The organism is Nocardia sp. NPDC058480, from assembly GCF_042720495.1.
In the GTDB taxonomy this organism is placed as follows: domain Bacteria; phylum Actinomycetota; class Actinomycetes; order Mycobacteriales; family Mycobacteriaceae; genus Nocardia.
Genome location: NZ_JBHXMN010000001.1, coordinates 379,465 through 397,254, shown reverse-complemented (window position 1 = coordinate 397,254; position 17,790 = coordinate 379,465). Strand labels below are relative to the sequence as shown.

General features: G+C 67.7%; 14 protein-coding genes. 4 read left to right on the top strand and 10 right to left on the bottom strand.

Annotation, left to right across the window (positions count from 1 at the left end):
- Positions 1 to 10: 10 nt before the first annotated feature.
- Positions 11 to 3,673 (top strand): AAA family ATPase, encoded by a 3,663-nt coding sequence (locus tag ACFWO8_RS01840; protein WP_378940601.1) that lies wholly within the window; start codon positions 11 to 13, stop codon positions 3,671 to 3,673.
- 71 nt (positions 3,674 to 3,744) lie between these two features.
- Here ACFWO8_RS01840 and ACFWO8_RS01835 read toward each other — a convergent pair whose 3' ends face one another.
- From ACFWO8_RS01835 to ACFWO8_RS01805, 7 genes are all read right to left on the bottom strand, one after another.
- Entirely contained in the window at positions 3,745 to 4,398 is a 654-nt protein-coding gene (locus ACFWO8_RS01835; RefSeq protein WP_378940600.1) for a YitT family protein, read from the bottom strand.
- A gap of 79 nt (positions 4,399 to 4,477) precedes the next feature.
- Positions 4,478 to 4,990, bottom strand: a complete 513-nt coding sequence (locus ACFWO8_RS01830) for a methylated-DNA--[protein]-cysteine S-methyltransferase (protein ID WP_378940599.1) — start codon at positions 4,988 to 4,990, stop codon at positions 4,478 to 4,480.
- Positions 4,983 to 6,602, bottom strand: coding sequence for a DNA-3-methyladenine glycosylase 2 family protein (locus ACFWO8_RS01825; protein WP_378940598.1), 1,620 nt, complete (start codon positions 6,600 to 6,602; stop codon positions 4,983 to 4,985). Before ACFWO8_RS01825 ends, ACFWO8_RS01830 begins: the two co-directional genes overlap by 8 nt.
- A gap of 56 nt (positions 6,603 to 6,658) precedes the next feature.
- Positions 6,659 to 6,838, bottom strand: coding sequence for a YbdD/YjiX family protein (locus tag ACFWO8_RS01820; RefSeq protein WP_378943066.1), 180 nt, complete (start codon positions 6,836 to 6,838; stop codon positions 6,659 to 6,661).
- Positions 6,839 to 6,966: 128 nt separating this feature from the next.
- Positions 6,967 to 9,219 (bottom strand): carbon starvation CstA family protein, encoded by a 2,253-nt coding sequence (locus ACFWO8_RS01815; RefSeq protein WP_378940597.1) that lies wholly within the window; start codon positions 9,217 to 9,219, stop codon positions 6,967 to 6,969.
- A 126-nt stretch (positions 9,220 to 9,345) separates the two neighbouring features.
- Positions 9,346 to 9,756, bottom strand: coding sequence for a VOC family protein (locus ACFWO8_RS01810; protein WP_378940596.1), 411 nt, complete (start codon positions 9,754 to 9,756; stop codon positions 9,346 to 9,348).
- A 4-nt stretch (positions 9,757 to 9,760) separates the two neighbouring features.
- Positions 9,761 to 10,603, bottom strand: a complete 843-nt coding sequence (locus tag ACFWO8_RS01805) for a helix-turn-helix domain-containing protein (RefSeq protein WP_378940595.1) — start codon at positions 10,601 to 10,603, stop codon at positions 9,761 to 9,763.
- Positions 10,604 to 10,951: 348 nt separating this feature from the next.
- Here ACFWO8_RS01805 and ACFWO8_RS01800 point away from each other — a divergent pair, with 348 nt between their 5' ends.
- The 3 genes from ACFWO8_RS01800 (at position 10,952) to ACFWO8_RS01790 (ending at position 13,968) form a co-directional block, all read left to right on the top strand.
- On the top strand, positions 10,952 to 11,869 hold the full coding sequence (locus ACFWO8_RS01800; protein WP_378940594.1) for a zinc-binding alcohol dehydrogenase family protein: 918 nt from the start codon (positions 10,952 to 10,954) through the stop codon (positions 11,867 to 11,869).
- An 81-nt stretch (positions 11,870 to 11,950) separates the two neighbouring features.
- Positions 11,951 to 13,030 (top strand): redox-regulated ATPase YchF, encoded by a 1,080-nt coding sequence (ychF, locus tag ACFWO8_RS01795; protein ID WP_378940593.1) that lies wholly within the window; start codon positions 11,951 to 11,953, stop codon positions 13,028 to 13,030.
- 158 nt (positions 13,031 to 13,188) lie between these two features.
- On the top strand, positions 13,189 to 13,968 hold the full coding sequence (locus tag ACFWO8_RS01790) for a hypothetical protein (protein WP_378940592.1): 780 nt from the start codon (positions 13,189 to 13,191) through the stop codon (positions 13,966 to 13,968).
- Between the two features lie 212 nt (positions 13,969 to 14,180).
- On the opposite strand, the gene ACFWO8_RS01785 is transcribed toward ACFWO8_RS01790, so the two are convergent.
- Genes ACFWO8_RS01785 through ACFWO8_RS01775 form a run of 3 tightly spaced genes read right to left on the bottom strand, consistent with a single transcriptional unit; the run spans position 14,181 to position 17,769 of the window.
- Positions 14,181 to 15,026: an ABC transporter ATP-binding protein gene (locus ACFWO8_RS01785; RefSeq protein WP_378940591.1), complete on the bottom strand. Its 846-nt coding sequence runs from the start codon at positions 15,024 to 15,026 to the stop codon at positions 14,181 to 14,183.
- 2 nt (positions 15,027 to 15,028) lie between these two features.
- Positions 15,029 to 16,774 carry a dipeptide/oligopeptide/nickel ABC transporter permease/ATP-binding protein gene (locus ACFWO8_RS01780; RefSeq protein WP_378940590.1) on the bottom strand — a complete coding sequence of 582 codons (1,746 nt, stop codon included), beginning with the start codon at positions 16,772 to 16,774 and terminating at the stop codon, positions 15,029 to 15,031.
- Complete coding sequence (locus ACFWO8_RS01775) at positions 16,771 to 17,769, bottom strand: ABC transporter permease (RefSeq protein ID WP_378940589.1); 999 nt, start codon at positions 17,767 to 17,769, stop codon at positions 16,771 to 16,773. The genes ACFWO8_RS01780 and ACFWO8_RS01775 overlap by 4 nt, the downstream gene beginning before the upstream one ends.
- Positions 17,770 to 17,790: the final 21 nt, after the last annotated feature.

The following is a 17,790-nucleotide window of genomic DNA, read 5'->3' as shown; positions in this document are numbered from 1 at the left end:
GTGGCGTCGCGTGAGGCTGCACCGGCTCGAACTCACCGCGTTCGGCCCGTTCGCCGAGACCACCGTCGTCGATTTCGACGCGCTCGGCGCCGACGGGCTGTTCCTGCTCCACGGGCACACGGGTGCGGGCAAGACGACCATCCTCGACGCTATCGCCTTCGCCCTCTACGGCAAGGTGCCCGGCGCGCGCGGCGAGAGCAAGCGGCTGCACTCCGACCACGCCGATCCGCAGACACCACCGAGCGTCGTGCTGGAGGCCACCCTCGGCGGCCGCCTCCTGCGACTGACCAGGTCGCCCGAATTCGAGCGCCCGAAGAAGAACGGCAGCGGAACCAGGCTCCTGCAACCCCAAGCCACGCTCACCTGGCTCGACGGCAGCGGCGAGAACCTCTCGCGCATCACCGATATCGGTGACGAGGTCCTGCGCCTGCTCGGCATGAGCGCCGACCAGTTCTTCCAGGTGGTGCTGCTCCCGCAGGGCGACTTCGCCAAGTTCCTGCGAGCCGAGAACGAAGACCGCGAGAAACTGCTCGAAAAGCTCTTCGACACCCAGCGGTTCGGCACGGCCGAGCACTGGCTCTCCGATCGCCGCCGCGCCGCCGCGGCCGAGCTGGAATCCCGCAAACAGGGCATCGACCGCCTGATCACCAAGGTCGGCATGGCCGGAGGCTACGGCGGCGCGGAATCGGTCGGCGTCCTCGACGCGGTGACGTGGTCCCAGGAACTGCTGGCGACCGCACGCACCGTACTCGCCGAGGCAACCACGAATGCCGAACTGCGCCACAAGGAATCGGCCGAAGCCCGCACCGAAGCCGAAGAGCAACGCCGCGTCGCCGAGCTGCATAACCGCATGGCCGCGGCCCGCACCGAACTGGCCACCTACACCGCCGCCGCTTCTCGCCGCGCCGAACTCGAACGCGAACTCGACCGGGCCCGCCTGGCTGAACCTGTCGTCCGAGCCATCGACGAAGCGCGCTCCGCGGTCCGCGGCCTGCGCCGCTCGGAAGGCGCCGCTCGCGGCGCCGCAACTGAGTTGGCCGACCGGCTGGGTGCCCCGGCGGCAGCCGATATCGCGGGCGTGGGCCTGCTGACCGTCGTGATGGACGAGCCGATCGGCCCGAACGGCGGCGCCCGAGATGGCGTCGCGGCACCGGATCGTGGCATGCCAGACCAGCTGGCCGGTGCCGACGGACTCGGCACGCGAGCGGGTCGACGGGAACCCGCGTCCGACGGACAACCTCGCCGTGGATCGGATCGTGGTGATGATCTCGAGGCACGCCGCCTGTATTCGGGGTCAGGCACCGTGGATGTCCAAGGTGATCTCGATGCGGCGATCAGCCAGTGGAACGCGCTGCTCGGTGTGCTCGGCGAGGTGCGCGCGGACGCGGTGATCGCCCGCGGGCTCGCCGACGATCTCGCCGCTCACGAGAGCGAATCTGCCCGGCTCACGCGGCGTGCGGTGGAGTTGGCGCAGCGGCGGGTCGAACTGCCGACGGCGATCAGTTCTGTTCAGGAACAGCTCCGTGAGGCCACCGACGCGGCCGCCGCATTGCCCGGGGTTCGTAACGAATTGGCCAAGTGGCAGGACTCGGCGGCGGCCGCTGTCCAGATTGCCCGTCGCCGACCGGCTTTGGACACAGCGCGCAGTGAACACGACACGGCCTGGCGCACTCATCTCGATGCCAGGGAGCGCGTCCTCGACCTGCGCGCCCGCCGCCTCGCGGGCATGGCCGCCGAACTCGCGGGCGCGCTCAGCGAGGGTGCGCCGTGCACCGTCTGTGGGTCCGCTCATCACCCGGAGCCGGCCCAGCCCACCGACGACGCGGTGTCCAAGGACGCCGAGGACGCCGCGCAGGCGGCCGAACAGGTCGCGGAGGCCGCGCGGGATCGCATCGCCGAACGCATCAGCGCGATCGAACGCGAAATCGAGGCGCTGACCGCGCGCGGTGGCGACGCCGACCCCGTCGCCCTCGCCGACGCCGTCCGCACCGCCACCCACCGCTTCGACGACACCGCCGAAACGGCCGAACGTACGCCCGCTCTGACCAGCCGCCTCGAGGCCCTGCGCACCGAGGAAGCCGCCCTCCACGACCAGTCCCGCGACCTCGACGCCCGCCTCGGCACCGTCACCGCCAACATCGCCACCACCCGCACCCGCCTCGACGAACTCACCGCCCGTCTGCGCACCGCCGCCGGCGCCGATAACACCGTCGACGCCCGCACCACCCGCCTCGAATCCCTCATCACCGCCGCCACCACCCTCCGTACCGCCCGCATGGACGAAACCACCGCCCGCGACGCCGTCCACACCATCGCCACCCGCGTGGAAAACCTCGCCCGCACAGCAGGTCTCGTGCCGGCGGGATACGAGGAGAGTGCGCAGCGAGCGGCACACGAATCGACGAGTCGTACCGCAAGTCGAACTGCGGCAGATGATGCCGCTGCCAAGACGGGTGCTGTCGTGAATGCGGGCACCGTCGCCGAGGCCGGTGCTGTCGCCGAGGTGGGCGTCGTCGCCGAGGAGGGTTCTGGCGCGGCCGCAGGCATTGTGTCCGAGACGGGTGTTGTCGTGGAGTCGGGCGTCCAGACGGCCGCCGGCGACGAGCTCGGCACTGACGAGAAGGCGAGTGCGGGCCGCGAAGAAGCGAGGACGGGCCGAGCTCGAGCGATCCGTAGCGAGGCCGAAATGCCGAGCCTTTTCGATCTGTTCGATGAAGATTCCCTCGACGACGAGCCGGTCGATGAGGATTCGGTCCATGAGGTTCCCGCGGTCGAACCAGCACCGCGCCGCGATGACATCGCCCTGCTGACTGCCTACGCCCAGTTCGTCGGTGCCGTGGCGCGAACCGCACGGCAGCAGGCCGAGATCGAAGCCGAACTCACCGCCGCGGACCGGGCTCGCGCACATGCCGAGACGGTGCTGGCCGAACCGCGGATCCAGGCTGTCGCCGAGCAGACGCCTGGCGACCTGAACGTGCTCGAGCAGCGCTTCACCGAAGCGCAGAGTGCGCTCACCGCTGCGGTGGCGGCCCAGTCGGCGGCCACCGAGCGGGTCGCCCAGCTCGAGCAGTTGGGGACGCAGCTGTGGGGTGAGGTCGAGCGGATCACGCCCGAGCAGCGTGTATTCGACGAGTTGGCGGCATTGGCGGAAGTGGTCGCGGGCAGGGGCGAGAACAACAGACGAATGTCGTTGCGCTCCTATGTCCTCGCGGCTCGGCTCGAAGAGGTCGCGGTCGCGGGATCACTGCGTCTACGCCGAATGTCCGGTGGCCGTTACGAATTCGTCCACTCGGACAAGGCGGGCCCACGGGGCCGACGCGGCGGCCTCGGCCTCGACGTCCGCGACGACTACACCGGCGTCGTCCGCTCCGCGAAAACCCTGTCCGGTGGCGAAACCTTCATGGCCTCACTGGCATTGGCGCTCGGCCTCGCCGACGTGGTGGCCGCCGAATCCGGTGGCCTGATCCTGGACACCCTGTTCATCGACGAAGGCTTCGGCAGCCTCGACGCCGACACCCTCGACGCCGTCATGGGCGTCCTCGACGAACTCCGCGCGAACGGCCGCGTGGTCGGCGTCGTCAGTCACGTCGACGAAATGCGCCAGCGTATCCCCACGCGCCTGCACGTCGTGCGCGGTCGCGCAGGCTCGCATCTCGAGGCCACGGTCGCATAGTCACCCGTAGCCGACGACCTGCGCATCGTGACGGCGGCTGTCGATTTCGCCGGTATTCTGCCCGGAACGGCTCAGCAAGGCGCGGTGGGGGCTTGCGGACGTTCCGCGGGTAGCACCGCTTCCTGGCGCGAAATCGGCGCGAAACCGGGGAGTCGGCCGTCGACGAGCGGGATCATCAGCTGGACCAGCGGTCCGATCCCGAAGGCGTAGACCAGGGTGCCGATCCCCACGCTGCCGCCGAGGAACCAACCGGTGGCCAGCACCGTGACCTCGATGCCGGTCCGAACAGACCAGACCGGCCAGCCGGTCCGCGCTACCAGTCCAGTCATCAGTCCATCGCGCGGTCCCGGGCCCATGCCCGCACCGATATAGAGCACCGTCGCCGCGGCGTTCACCACCACCGCGGCGATCATGGCCAGTATCCGCAACCACAGTCCGTCCACGGCCGGGATCAACCACAACCCGGCGTCGACCGCGATCGCGATCACCACCACATTGCTGATGGTCCCGAGTCCCGGACGCTGCCGTAATGGAATCCAGGCGAGCAGCACGGCAATTCCCGTCAGCGCGGTCACCACGCCGAAACTCAAGGGCACATGCGCGGCGACCCCCTGATGGAACACATCCCACGGGTCGAGCCCGAGCCCCGCCCGGATCATCACTGCCATCGATGTGCCGTACAACCACAAACCGATATACAGCGCGAGCAGGCGACGAGTGAGCATGGGTACCAGAATCCGGCCTACTGGACCTGAAGAGAAGAGCCAATCTGAGATAACTGGACTGTTCTGTCCCGGCGCCCGCTCATCCCTCGTGCGCGAGCAACCAGGCCTTGGCCTCCAGCCCCCACCGGAACCCGCCGAGCGCTCCACCGATCCGCAGCACGCGATGGCACGGCACGAACAGCGCGGCGGAGTTGCGCGCGCAGGCGTTGGCCGCGGCCCGCGTGGCCGCTGGACGCCCGGAGAGCCCGGCGAATTCGGTATAGGTAACCGGCTCGCCTGCGGGGACCTTGCGCAGGACTTCCCAGGCATGGACCAGAAATTCGCCCGACTGCTGACGCACGGGAATCGTGTCGATCGCGGTGAGGTCGCCCGCGTGATAGTCGATCACGGCCCGGGTGATGGCACCGAGCGAATCCCGTTGCCGCAGTTCGGTCGGACGCAATGTGGCGTGGATGAGGCCGGTCAGTGTGGCCGCGTCCCCGGTCCAGCCCGAGGCGATCACGGCGCCGTCGTTGTCGGCGATGGTGGTGAACGGGCCGATCGGCGTCGGGACGGTGGCTACATCGGCGCGACGAAGAGCAGTGTCAGTCATGGTGTTTCGCTTCCTGGAGAGCAGGTTCACGGACAAGCGCGCCACGATGTTCGAGCGCGGTCTTCCATAAGTGCATGGACAGATAGGAGCGCCACGGCGCCCAGCGGGTGGTGTTGTCGAGGTCGATCCCCGCCCGCGCGGCGCCTTGCCGGACCACCAGGTCGGTGGCGAGCAGAATGTCGGGATCGGCCAGGGACCGCATGGTGACGTAATCGGCCGTCCACGGCCCGACCCCGTCCAGCGCGAGCAGGTCGCGCCGCAGGTCATCGGCGATGCGACCGGAATGCAGGACCAACTCGCCGTCGGCGATCGCCCGTGCCGCGGACGCGATGGCGGCTACCCTGCGCGCGGGCCCGGTCAACACCTCGGCACCGTGCTCGGCGACCGCCTCGGCAGTCGGAAACAGCCGAGGCACCGGCCCGTCGATCCGCTCACCGAGCGCATCCACCAGCCGTGCGATATGCGTCCCCGCCGCACGCACCGAGATCTGTTGCCCGATCATGGTGCACAGCAACAATTCTGAGCCTTCGAGGCATCCAGGTACCCGGATTCCCGGTGTGAAACCGAGCCCTGCGCTCGTACTCGCCACCGCCGCGGTGCCCGAATATGGTGTGGCATCGCCGGAACCGTTGCCGATGTGACCGGTACTGTCGACGGAGCGGTAACCGAGGTCGCGCTCCGGCCGCCCGATGCCGAGCGCACCATCGATCCCCATCGGATCCGCGTCCAGATCGAGCAGATGCCGCACCCGCGCCACCGTCGGCGCCAGGTCGCGCATATCCCGCAGCGCCAACTCGGCCCGCACATGCCCCGGCTGAAACGACAGCCCAATAGTCGCGTGGCCGTGCGGAGTTCGCAGGCTGCGCGTATAGACGCCGTCCTCCCACAGCTCCATCCCCGGCACCGCGTGCGCCGAGAGGAACCAGCTCAGCCAGCCGGTATCGAGCGGCTCGCGATACGGCAATCGCAAGGTCAGCAGGCCGGGCGTGCCGGGCGCGACCACATCGGCGCGCGGGGATCGGCGCAACTCGGTCCGCATCGTCGTCGGACTCACCGCGAATACCTCGCGCACGGTGTCGTTGAACTGCCGAATGCTGGCGAACCCCGCCGCGAACGCGATATCCGACATCGGCATCTCGGTGGTCTGAATGAGCAGCCGCGCGGTATGCGCGCGATGCGCCCTGGCCAGCGCGAGCGGACCGGCCCCGAGTTCGGTGGTGAGCACCCGGGTGAGCTGACGCTGCGAATAGCCCAGGGTGGCGGCCAGGCCGGGCACCCCACCACGCTCGATCACCCCGTCACCGATCAACCGCATGGCCCGCGCGGCCAGATCGGCCCGCACATTCCACAGCGGTGAACCGGGTGCGGCATCGGGCAGACACCGGCGGCAGGCGCGATAACCGGCCTGCTGCGCGGCCGCCGCGGTGGGCAGGAACGACACATTCACCCGCTTGGGCGTGATCGCCGGGCACGACGGCCTGCAGTAGATGCCGGTCGTGCGCACCGCGGTGAAGAACTGCCCGTCGAAGCGGGAGTCGCGGGTGGAGACCGCCCGGTAGCAGCCCTCGAAGTCCAAAGCAGTGATGGTCACGAGTTCCACAATGGCACCCATCCCGGCGGGGTGCTAGCGGAAATCGGCCACCGATCCTCTAGGGGGCCGAACCCGGGTCAGCAGCAGCGATTGGTCGGATTTCGCTCGGCTTCGGCATAGCGTTCGCGCCAGTAGTCGCGCACGGAGGGCACCGGAGCCCCCGGATGATTGCGGCGCAAATGCTCGACGTAGCGCTCGTAATCCTGGCCGCCGTTGATCGCGCTGTACCAGCGGGCGACCCCCCGAGCCGCCGCCAAGGCCCGCCGGAACAGCCCTCGGGGGGTACCGACGGGACCGGCGGTGCCGAGTGGGCCGATCACTGCCACCGGAGCGCGGACGGCCGATCCACTGAACCGGCCGTCCGCGTCCCTGACCACACTCACGCTCAAGAGACGTGCGCCGATCCCGGCGCACTCACCTTGCCCTCGGCGATCAGCACATCCCATTCCTTCTGCACGTCCTTCTCCGCGGAAGTCGCGATAAAACCGCTGGGGGAGAAGAGCTTCGACGGCTGCTCCTCGGATTCGGTGCTGGACACCGTGCCCGTCCGGATCGCCTTCACGCACACCAGCACACCGACGGCGGTGACGATCAAGACCAGCACCGCGAACACGATCGAGAGCGTGCCCTGGATGAAGGTATTGCGGATCGCGATGTCGACCTGCTCCGGTGTCTTCGCCGTCAGGCAGGCCTTGCCCGCGTCCTTGGCGGCCTGGCACATGCTGTGCTGCTTCCAGAAACCGAGTTTGGGATCGGCGGAGAAGATCTTCTGCCAGGACGCGGTCATCGTGACCAGCAGATCCCACGCCAGCGGAATGCCGGGAATCCACGCCCACTTCCACTGTCCGCGCTTGACGATGATCGTCAGCACCACGGTCAGCGCGATCGCGGCGAGCAGCTGGTTGGCGATGCCGAACAGCGGATACAGCGCGTTGATACCACCGAACGGATCGTTGACGCCCATCAGCAGCACCCCGCCCCAGCCCGCGACCACGATCAGCGAGCACAGCCAGGCACCGATCCGCCACGACGGATCACGGAACTTCTTGAACCCGCCGCCGAAGTTGCCCAGCGCGTCCGAGACCAGGAATCGCGCGACCCGAGTGCCCGCGTCGATGGTGGTGAGGATGAACAGCGCCTCGAACATGATCGCGAAGTGATACCAGAACGCTTTCATCGACGCGCCACCGAGGAAATCGGAGAAGACCTCGGAGATGCCGATCGCCAGGGTCGGTGCGCCACCGGTGCGCGAGACGATCGAATTCTCGCCCACATCAGCGGCCGCGGTGGAGAACAATTCCGGCGTCGCGGCCGGTCCGGACAGGCCGAGCGTGTTCGTGAACTTGGCAGCGCCTTCCGCCGTGCCACCGGTGAGTCCGGCCGAGGCGTTCATGCCGAAGTACAGGTGCTGGTCGATGATCGAGGCGGTGATGATCGCCATCACCGCGACGAACGACTCCATCAGCATGCCGCCGTAGCCGATCATCCTGGCATTGGATTCCTTGGCCAGCAGTTTCGGCGTTGTGCCCGAGGAGACCAGTGCGTGGAAACCCGAGAGCGCACCGCAGGCGATGGTGATGAAGAGGAACGGGAACAGACTGCCCGCGAACGCGGGACCGGCACCGGTGTGGGCGAATTCGGAGACGGCGGGTGCCTTCAGCACCGGCATCGTGATCAGGATGCCGACCGCGAGCAGCACGATCGTGCCGACCTTCATGAACGTCGACAGGTAGTCGCGCGGGGCGAGCAGCAGCCACACCGGCAGCACCGAGGCGATGAAGCCGTAGGCGATCAGGCACCACGCGATGGTGGTCCGGGAGAGCGTGAACCAGTCCGCGCCCCACTCGGTTTCGGATACCCAGCCGCCGCCGATGATCGCGGCCAGCAACAGCACGATGCCGATCGCGGAGACCTCGCCGACCGCACCCGGTCGCAGATACCGCAGGTAGACACCCATGAACAGCGCGATCGGGATGGTCATCGCGATGGAGAACACGCCCCAGGGGCTCTCGCCGAGCGCGTTCACCACGACCAGCGCGAGCACCGCGAGCAGGATCGCCATGATCACCAGAATCGCCACGATCGCCGCGACACCGCCGACCACGCCGAGCTCGTCACGCGCCATCTGGCCGAGGCTGCGCCCGCGTCGACGGGTCGAGGCCCACAGCACCAGGTAGTCCTGCACCGCACCGGCGAACACCACGCCGACGATGATCCAGATGGTGCCGGGCAGATAACCCATCTGCGCGGCCAGCACCGGACCGACCAGCGGGCCCGCGCCCGCGATGGCGGCGAAGTGGTGCCCGTAGAGCACCCGCCGGTCCATCGGCATGAAATCTTTGCCGTTGTCATAGATTTCGGCGGGCGTGGCCACGTCGTCGCGTGGCTTGGTGATCTTCCACTCGATGAACCGCGCGTAGAAGCGGTAGGCGATGATGTAGGTACAGACCGCCGCGATCACGATCCACACCGCGTTCACGGACTCGCCGCGCACGAACGCGATGATCGTCCACGCGACGGCGCCGAGTACGGCGATCCCCGCGAACACAGCCTTCTTCGCGGGCGTGATCGGTGTGCGATCGACGACACCGACCGGAGGCAAGTCCGGATCGGTCCGCAGATATTCGATGGTCGCCATTGACTCAACTCTCCTGTATAACGCGCAGAGCCTCGGGTGAAGCAATCGACAACGTAGCCGATCGCCGAACTGCGACGGAGAGGTTCGCACACGATCGTGCGCAGAATGAAAGTTTTGTTCAGATGGTCATTCGCCCCGGTACGTTCCGAAGCTCCAGAGGTTGCCTTCCGGGTCGGCGGCGCTGAAGCCGCGGGAGCCGTAGTCCTCGTCGCGCAGGTCGCGGATGATCGTCGCGCCCGCGGCCTTCGCTCGGTCACGGAGCGCGTCGGGGTGGTCGGTGACCAGGTAGAGGTTGGCGACGCCCGGCGGGCGGGTGCCGAAGGGGGAGTCGTCGCGGCCGGTGGAGCCGAACATGATGCCGCCGCCGCCCGGCCAGCGCAGTTCGCCGTGTTCGACGATGGAATCGTCGTCTTCCCTGGCGTAGACCGCGGTTGCTTCGAAACCGAAGGCGGTGGTGAGGAATCCGATCATGGCGCGGGCGTCGTCGAAGGCGAGGCAGGGCCAGACGCTGGTGTGGGTATCCGTTGAAGTGTCCATGTGTTCAGCCTCGCGCTTCGAGGGCATTCGGGTCTTGGACGGATGGAATCTCCTCGGCGAGCCAGGCGGTGGGAGCGATGCCTGCCAGTTCGGCGAAGTCGCGGTTCAGGTGGGCCTGGTCGTAGTAGCCACAGGCGGTCGCGATCTGGGCGATGGAGATATAGGAGGGGGTGCTGCTCAGCATGCGCCTGGCCCGCTCGAACCGGATGATCCGCGCGGCCAGTTTCGGGCTCGCGCCGAATTCGGCGGTGAACTTGCGGGTCAGGTGCTGGCGGGTCCAGCCGATCCGATCGGCGAGTGGGTTGATCGAGCAGGTGCCGCCGGTGCCGACGAGAGCGCGCCACGCCCAGGTGAGTTCGGGTCCGGCGACGGACTCGGTGCGCGCCGCCGCGGTGAGCGCGCGATCGCACGCGGCGAATCGGTGGGGCCAATCCTGGTGCGATTGAACAGCATCGGCGAGTTGATCGCCGAGAGTTCTTTGCGCTTGGGCACATTCGATCGAGATATCCCACAGCTCGCTCGCCGGCATGCCGAACAGCACCCGGCAACCCAGCGGGGTCAGCTCGATCGCCACACCTTCTTGGAAACCGGTGTGCGCGATCATCGCTGGGCTCGCCTGCAGGCCGCTCAGCACGCAGCGGTAGCTGCCGGGGGCTTGGTGCGGGTCGGTCTGCTCGACGACATCGATCGTCGGGCCGACGGCGACGATGAAGGTCATGTGCCGTGATGGGAGGCCTCGGTGCAAGCCGGGCTCGAAACCCGCGAGTCGATAGCCCACGTACCGGTCGATGAACGCTGCCAGCACCGGCGCGGGGGCTGCGGTTACCACCTCGGTGGTCGCCTCCATGCGCGCCACGTTACGCCGACAATGCTGGTGGCGACCAGGTCATCCGTTCGGGTAGCGCGGGCGGACTCCCTCGCCGCCGCGCCGGAACTCGACCAGCCGGGAGCCGGAACGCCGCAGTCGCTCACCGAACATCGTTCGCCGCGCCGACACGCGCTTGCCGACCCATTCGTCCGCGGTGTGGCATTACCCACGCGTCCCCGACCTCCAGGCGGGGTATCCAGCATCGGAAGGCCCCCTCTCCGCAACGCGGCGGACGCGGTGAGATTTCGCACTCCTAGGTGCACGGTCTGTGGAAACGCGAGGTCAGCCGGTTAATCTTGCGCTTCGCTCAATTACGTAGGAGGTGTCATGCGACGGGTTCAGTACGAGCGCGGCAGTGGTTCGGAGGCGCTCGAAGTCGTCGCGGCCGAGGTGCCGGTGCCCGGTGCAGGCGAGCTGCTGGTGCGGGTCGAGGCGATCGGGGTCACCCTGTCGGCGATTCGGCGGATCAGTGGCGAAGCAGAGCAAGTGCGTGCGGAGGTGGCCGGTGAGGTCGTCGCGGTCGGTGACGGGGTCGACGGCTACAGCGCCGGATACCGCGTGGTCGGCCTGTGTACCGCTGACGCCTACGCCGAGTACGTCATCCTCGCGATAGACCAGGTTTCGGCCATCCCGGACGGCGCCTCGGCCGTCGACGCCGTGGCGCTGATGCGCAGCGGGCTCGTCGCCCTCGGCGCGCTCGACACCGCCACCCCGCGCGAGGGCGAAACCGCGCTGGTCACCGCCGCTGCCGGTGGTGTCGGCCATCTCGCCGTGCAGTTGGCCAAGGTGCGAGGGGCGAGCTGGGTCGTCGGCGCGGTGTCCGACGAGTCGAAGATCGATTTCGTGCGCGAACTCGGCGCCGACGAGGTGTTCACCTACGACCAGCTGCACTGCGGCAAGCAGGCTGACTACGCCCTCGACGGCGTCGGCGGCACCGGCCTCGGCGGTGCCATCGCCGGTCTCGCCGAAGGCGGGCGCGTGGTCACCTACGGCACCGGTGGCGGCCTCATCGACACCGAAGACCTCCTCGCGGGCGGCAAATCCCTCACCGGTTTCCGGATCGGCCGTCTCGCCCAGCGCGACCCGGCTCGCTACGAGGACCTGCGCCAGGAGGTCTGGCAGTACTACGCCTCCGGTCTGCTGCACCCGGTCGTGCACGCCGAGTTCGCGCTCGACGACGCGGTCGCCGCACACGCGGTGATCGAGCAGCGCGCCAACCTGGGCAAGGTCGTCCTCGTTCCCTGATCGCCGCTGGAACCCGCCCCGGCCGACGGGGCGGGTTCCGGTGGTTCGGGCGCGGTCGCGGACCCGTAGACTCTGGTCCTTGTGAGCCTCACCCTCGGAATCGTCGGCCTGCCCAACGTCGGAAAGTCGACGCTGTTCAACGCGTTGACCAAGAACGACGTGCTGGCCGCGAACTACCCGTTCGCGACCATCGAGCCCAACGTCGGCGTGGTCCCGCTGCCCGACCCGCGGCTGAACAAGCTCGCCGAGATCTTCGGTTCCGAGAAGATCGTGCCCGCCGTGGTGTCGTTCGTCGACATCGCGGGCATCGTGAAGGGCGCCTCCGAAGGCGCGGGCCTGGGCAACAAGTTTCTCGCCAACATCCGTGAGGCCGACGCGATCTGCCAGGTCGTGCGGGTGTTCGCCGACGACGACGTGATCCACGTCGACGGCCGGGTCGACGCCGCCGCCGACATCGAGGTCATCGAAACCGAGCTCATCCTCGCCGACCTGCAGACCCTCGAGAAGGCCATCCCGCGCCTGGAGAAGGAAGCCAGGATCAAGAAGGACCGCAAGCCCCTGCTCGACGCGGCCAAGACCGCCGAAGGGTTCCTCAACGAGGGCACCACCCTGTTCGCCGCGGGGAAGAAGATCGACGCCGAACTGCTCCGTGAGCTCTCCCTGCTCACCATCAAGCCGTTCCTCTACGTCTTCAACGCCGACGAATCCGTCCTCACCGACGAGGCCAAGCTCGCCGAACTGCGCGCGACCGTCGCCCCCGCCGACGCCGTCTTCCTCGACGCCAAGGTGGAAGCCGAACTCCTCGAACTCGACGACGAATCCGCCCTGGAACTCCTCGAGTCCATCGGCCAGACCGAACCGGGTCTGCACGCCCTCGCCCGCGCCGGCTTCCACACCCTCGGCCTGCAGACCTACCTCACCGCAGGCCCCAAGGAATCCCGAGCCTGGACCATCCACCAGGGCGACACCGCCCCCAAGGCCGCGGGCGTTATCCACACCGACTTCGAACGCGGCTTCATCAAGGTAGAACTCGTCGCTTTCGACGATTTGGTCGAAGCGGGTTCCATGGCGGCTGCCAAGGCGGCGGGCAAGGTCCGTATGGAAGGCAAGGAATACGTCATGCACGACGGCGACGTCTGCGACTTCCGCTTCAACGTGTAATCCGTTGCGCCTGAGGCCAATTGAAGGAGCCCCAGGCGCATGAATTGCTTCAGAGGCGACACTGGGGCGTTCTTGAACAGGATAGCATCTTCGGATGCCCGGGGACTATTGCGCGACCGATGTGTGGGACCTGCTCGGTCCGTACACGTCTGCGTCCGATGAACCGCGAGTCACGACATCAGATCGTTGCCGGCCTCAGCTTCGGATTCTGGTCAGGTCTGCTGGGGCGGAAGTACGAGCAACTGTGGCGTGACTGCCTCCACCGCGCGTTCCCGAACTCAACCGGCCAGCGAAAGCAACTGGCGGTCGCTGTCGAGGGCGTGCGGAAGTTTCGCAATCGGCTCGCTCATCACGACAGCTTGCTGAACGTCGACGTTCCGTTCGAGATTCGGCGAGTCCTCGAGGTCGCAGGTTTCATCGATACATCGGCCGCCAAGTGGTTGCAGCAAGTGAGCGCAGCGATGGACCAGTACGCGCAGCGTCCGATAGCCGTTGCCGACACCGCTGTCGTCGCCGCGAAAGATGCATGGCCCCTTTATCGGCGGAGCTATGCATACGTGTGCCAACCCAGCCGTTTCTTTCGGCCGGTGGACCGTATCGCGTTCTACGTCGACTCCCACATTCAGATCGACATTCCTCGCATCCAGCATCGTCGCGACAATATCGATTGGTCTCCGACGTCGGCGGATCGGTTGCGGGCATCAGCCGACCCTGTGGACCGAAAGATCGCTCGTGTGATCGACGAGTCTCGTTCGGACGGATGGACTGGCGGCGCGTACCAGGTCTTTCTACTGACGCGCGTAGGTGACCCCGTGCACCGGCAGCTCGTTGATCCATTGCCGCACAGGGGTGTTGGCCGCGGATCCGCATTCACCCAGCGACAGCGGTATGTGTCTCTGCACGCTCTCGAGACATCGGCCAGCACCGCCGACCTTTGACCGATGCGCTCGTTGCGATCAGCCGACGGTGATTATTACCGCGACGGTATCTCTAGCAACGCGGGTTGCCAGAGGGATTGCACGCCCCAATCGCGGGCTCGTGGGTAGAGGTTGTTCGGCTTCGGCATTCGTGCGACTTCCGCTTCAACGTGTAATCCGTTGCGCCTGAGGTGATCTTGGCGGCACCATGCTCTGCGGCAACTCGGTTCGTGTCATGCGGATCTGACGCGGCGCGACCCGCGTAGGGCCGCGGTCAGGAGGCGTTCGGTTGTCGCGTGTTGTGGGTTGTGGAGTACCTGTGCGGTGGGGCCCTGCTCGATGACCGCGCCGTCGGCCATGACGACGACACGGTCGCAGGTGTGGGCGGCGAGGGCGAGGTCGTGGGTGATGTGCAGGATCGCTGTGCCGTTGTCGCGGGCGAGATCGCCCATGAGCTGGGATACCTCGGCGCGCAGGGTGGCGTCGAGCATGCCTGTCGGTTCGTCTGCCAGGATCACCGCGGGTCGCGTCACGATCGCCCGTGAGAAGGCGACGCGTTGGCGTTCGCCACCCGAGAGTTCGTGGGGAAGTCGATGCGCGTAGCGCGCGGGGTCGAGGCCGACAGCCAGAAGTGCTGACCGGCCGGCCTCTTCCCGTTCCGTCGCACCGCCTATGCGGTGGATGACGAGGGGCTCGGCGACGATATCGATGACCCGGCGGTGCGGCGGCAGGGACGCGTACGGATCCTGCATCACGAGGTGCACGGCGCGGCGGGCCGCGCGGCGGACTGACGCGGATGCCGCGAGTAGGTCGACGAGTTCGCCGCCCTCGGCGCAGACATCGAGCAGGATGGACCCTGCCGACGGGACGACAAGTCCGGCAATCGCTTTCGCGACGGTCGACTTGCCCGCTCCCGAGCCCCCGACGAGGGCCACCGTCTCGCCGGGGTGAAGGTCGAGGTGCACATCGCGCACGGTGACGGTATTGCCGTACCGCACGGTCAGCCCGGCGACCCGGAGTACCGGCTCGCGTCCGGCGAGATCCTCGGACTCCGCGGCCGCAATCGCTACGGTCTCCATCGTCACAAGGCCCTCTCGAACTCGGTCATGTCGGGCATCGAGCCCATCAGGTCGCGGGTGTACGGATGCTGCGGATCGGTCAGTACCGCGACCGCGTCGCCCTGTTCGACGACGGCACCCGCTCGCATGACGGCGACGAGATCGGCGGTTTGCGCCACGATGGGCAGGTCGTGGGTGACGATCACCATGGTCAACGACAGTCGGGTGCGGAGGTCGTCCATGAGGTCGAGAATCTCTTGCTGCACCAGCACATCGAGGCCGCTTGTCGGCTCGTCGGCGACCAGCAACTCGGGTTCGTTCGCCAGTGCGATCGCGATGACGACGCGCTGACGTTGGCCGCCCGAAAGTTCGTGCGGGAACGCGCGATATCTCTCCTCGGGCAGGCCGACCATCCGCAGCAATTCGCGGGCGCGCTCCTTCGCTCGATCGCGCGACGCGTCGCTGTGGATGAGGATCGCCTCGCGGATCTGGTCGCCGATGCGGTGCACGGGGTTCAGCGCGGACTGCGCCTCCTGTGGCACGAGACCGATGCGCGCGCCGAGCAGGGCGCGACGTTCGCTGTCATCGAGAGCGAGTAGGTCGATGCCGCCGAGCAGGATGCGGCCCGAGACGATCCGGGCCGCCGGTGGCATGAGGCCGACAATCGCCGCTGCGACCGTCGATTTGCCCGACCCCGATTCGCCGACGAGGCCGAGCACCTGACCACGCGGGATCGTCAGATCGACGTCGGTGCAGCCGCCTGCCGCGCTCTCGCCGTAGCGCACGGTGAGACCTTCGATGCGAAGCAATGGGGCGTCGAGATCGGGTGCGGTGGAAGCGTCCGCCTCGGCAGGGCGTGGCTTCGCGGGCCGCCCGGCCAGGAGTGCCCAACCCCTTCGGAGTGTCCGACCAGCTCCAGGCGTCCGTCCGGTTCGGACCGTCCGCCCGACCGCGGTGCGCTCCATAGCATCACCGGCGAGCGCGAATCCCAGCACGGTCAGCCCGATCAGCAGCCCCGGCGGCACCACCCACCACAACCACGCGTCGGTGAGGAACGCACTGCGGTCATTCGCGACATTCAGCATCATTCCCCAGCTCATCGCGGTGATATCGCCGAGCCCGAGGAACCCCAGCGTCGCCTCCAACAGCACCGCGCTCTTGACCGCGAGCACGAGTTGCGGCGCGACGAGCGTGCCCATGGCGGGAACGATGTGCCGGGTGAGGACGTAGCCATCGCGCGCGCCCATGGCGCGCAACGCGTGAATATGGTCGCGCTCACGCACGCTCAGCACCTGTGCGCGCAGTTCGCGTGCCATCGGAGCCCAGAGCGCGATCGAGATGACGAAGATCTGCGTGCCGATCCCGGGCCCGGCCAACACACCGATCACCAGGGTGAGCGGTACGACGGGCATCGACAGCACGACATCGACCATGCGCATCAGCACGGTATCGACGGTCCCGCGCAGGTAACCCGACGTAATGCCGATGAGCATGCCGATCAGGGTCGCCACGATCGCGGCGATGATGCCCACGAGCAGCGAGGGGCGCGCGCCGAAGATGAGGGTACTGAGGAGGTCGTGCCCGACATCGTCGGCACCGAGCGGATGCGAGAGCGATGGCGCCGCGAACGGCCGCGTGACACGCTCGTCGGGATCGTATGGCGCGAACCATGGGGCGAAGATCGCGACGACGCACAGCGTGAGCACGATGCTGATACCGAGGCGACTCGTCACCGACAGGGATCGCCAACCGGCCAGAAAGCGCGTCATGCGGCAACCACCTGTCGGGCGTGCCGCACGCGCGGATCGAGTAGCGGGTAGAGCAGATCGGCGAGGATATTCGCCAGGATCACGCCGACCGTGGCGAGCAGGAACGCGCCCTGTAGCAGCGGATAGTCGCGCGCGCTGACCGCGTCGGCGATGACCTTCCCGAGCCCGGGGTAGGAGAACACGGTCTCGACCACGACGGCACCGGAGACGAGAGCCCCGGCCGCCATCGCGGCATTGGTCGCGATGGGCAGCAGTGTGGTGCGCAGCGCGTGCCGGGTGGCGACGCGACGTTCGGGGAGACCTTTGGCGCGGGCGAGGCGGATGAAGGGTTCGCCGAGCACAGAGGTCATCGATGCTCGGGCGAGCATGTAGTAGGTGCCGATCGTGGTGATCATCATCGTCAACAGCGGCATGATGATTCGGCGGCCGGATTCGGCCAACCAGGCGAACGTCCCGTCGGGCAGTTGCGCCGACGCGTACGACGGCAGCCAACCGAGTTGTGCGGAGAACACCGCGATCAGCAGCATGCCGACCCAGAATCCCGGCATCGAGTCGACGGTCAGCACGCCGACGAGCATGCCCTTGTCCTGCCCGGGACGACCGGCCTCGCGCCGCCACGCCGACCACGCCCCGAGCAGGGTTCCTACCAGGACGGCACCGACGAGGCCGAGCACGACCAGCGTCAGTGACCACGGCAGCCGTTCCATGAGGATGTCGGTCACGGGCCGGTTGTGGCCGGTGGAGAGGCCGAGGTCGCCGTGCAGCAGGTCGGTCCAGAACCGCCGATACTGTACGAGGACAGGATCGTTCAATCCGTACAGTTCGCCGAGTTCGGCGAGTTCCTCGGGGGAGGGGTCACCCTCTCCGGTGAACATGACCAGCGCGGGGTCGCCCGGTGCCAGCCGCGGTAGTGCGAAGTTGAGGGTGACAGCCACCCACAGCACCACGGCGTACTGGCCGAGCCGCGAGGGCCACGATCTGTCCGGCCTCTTCATCTACGGTGTCCTCTCGATGAG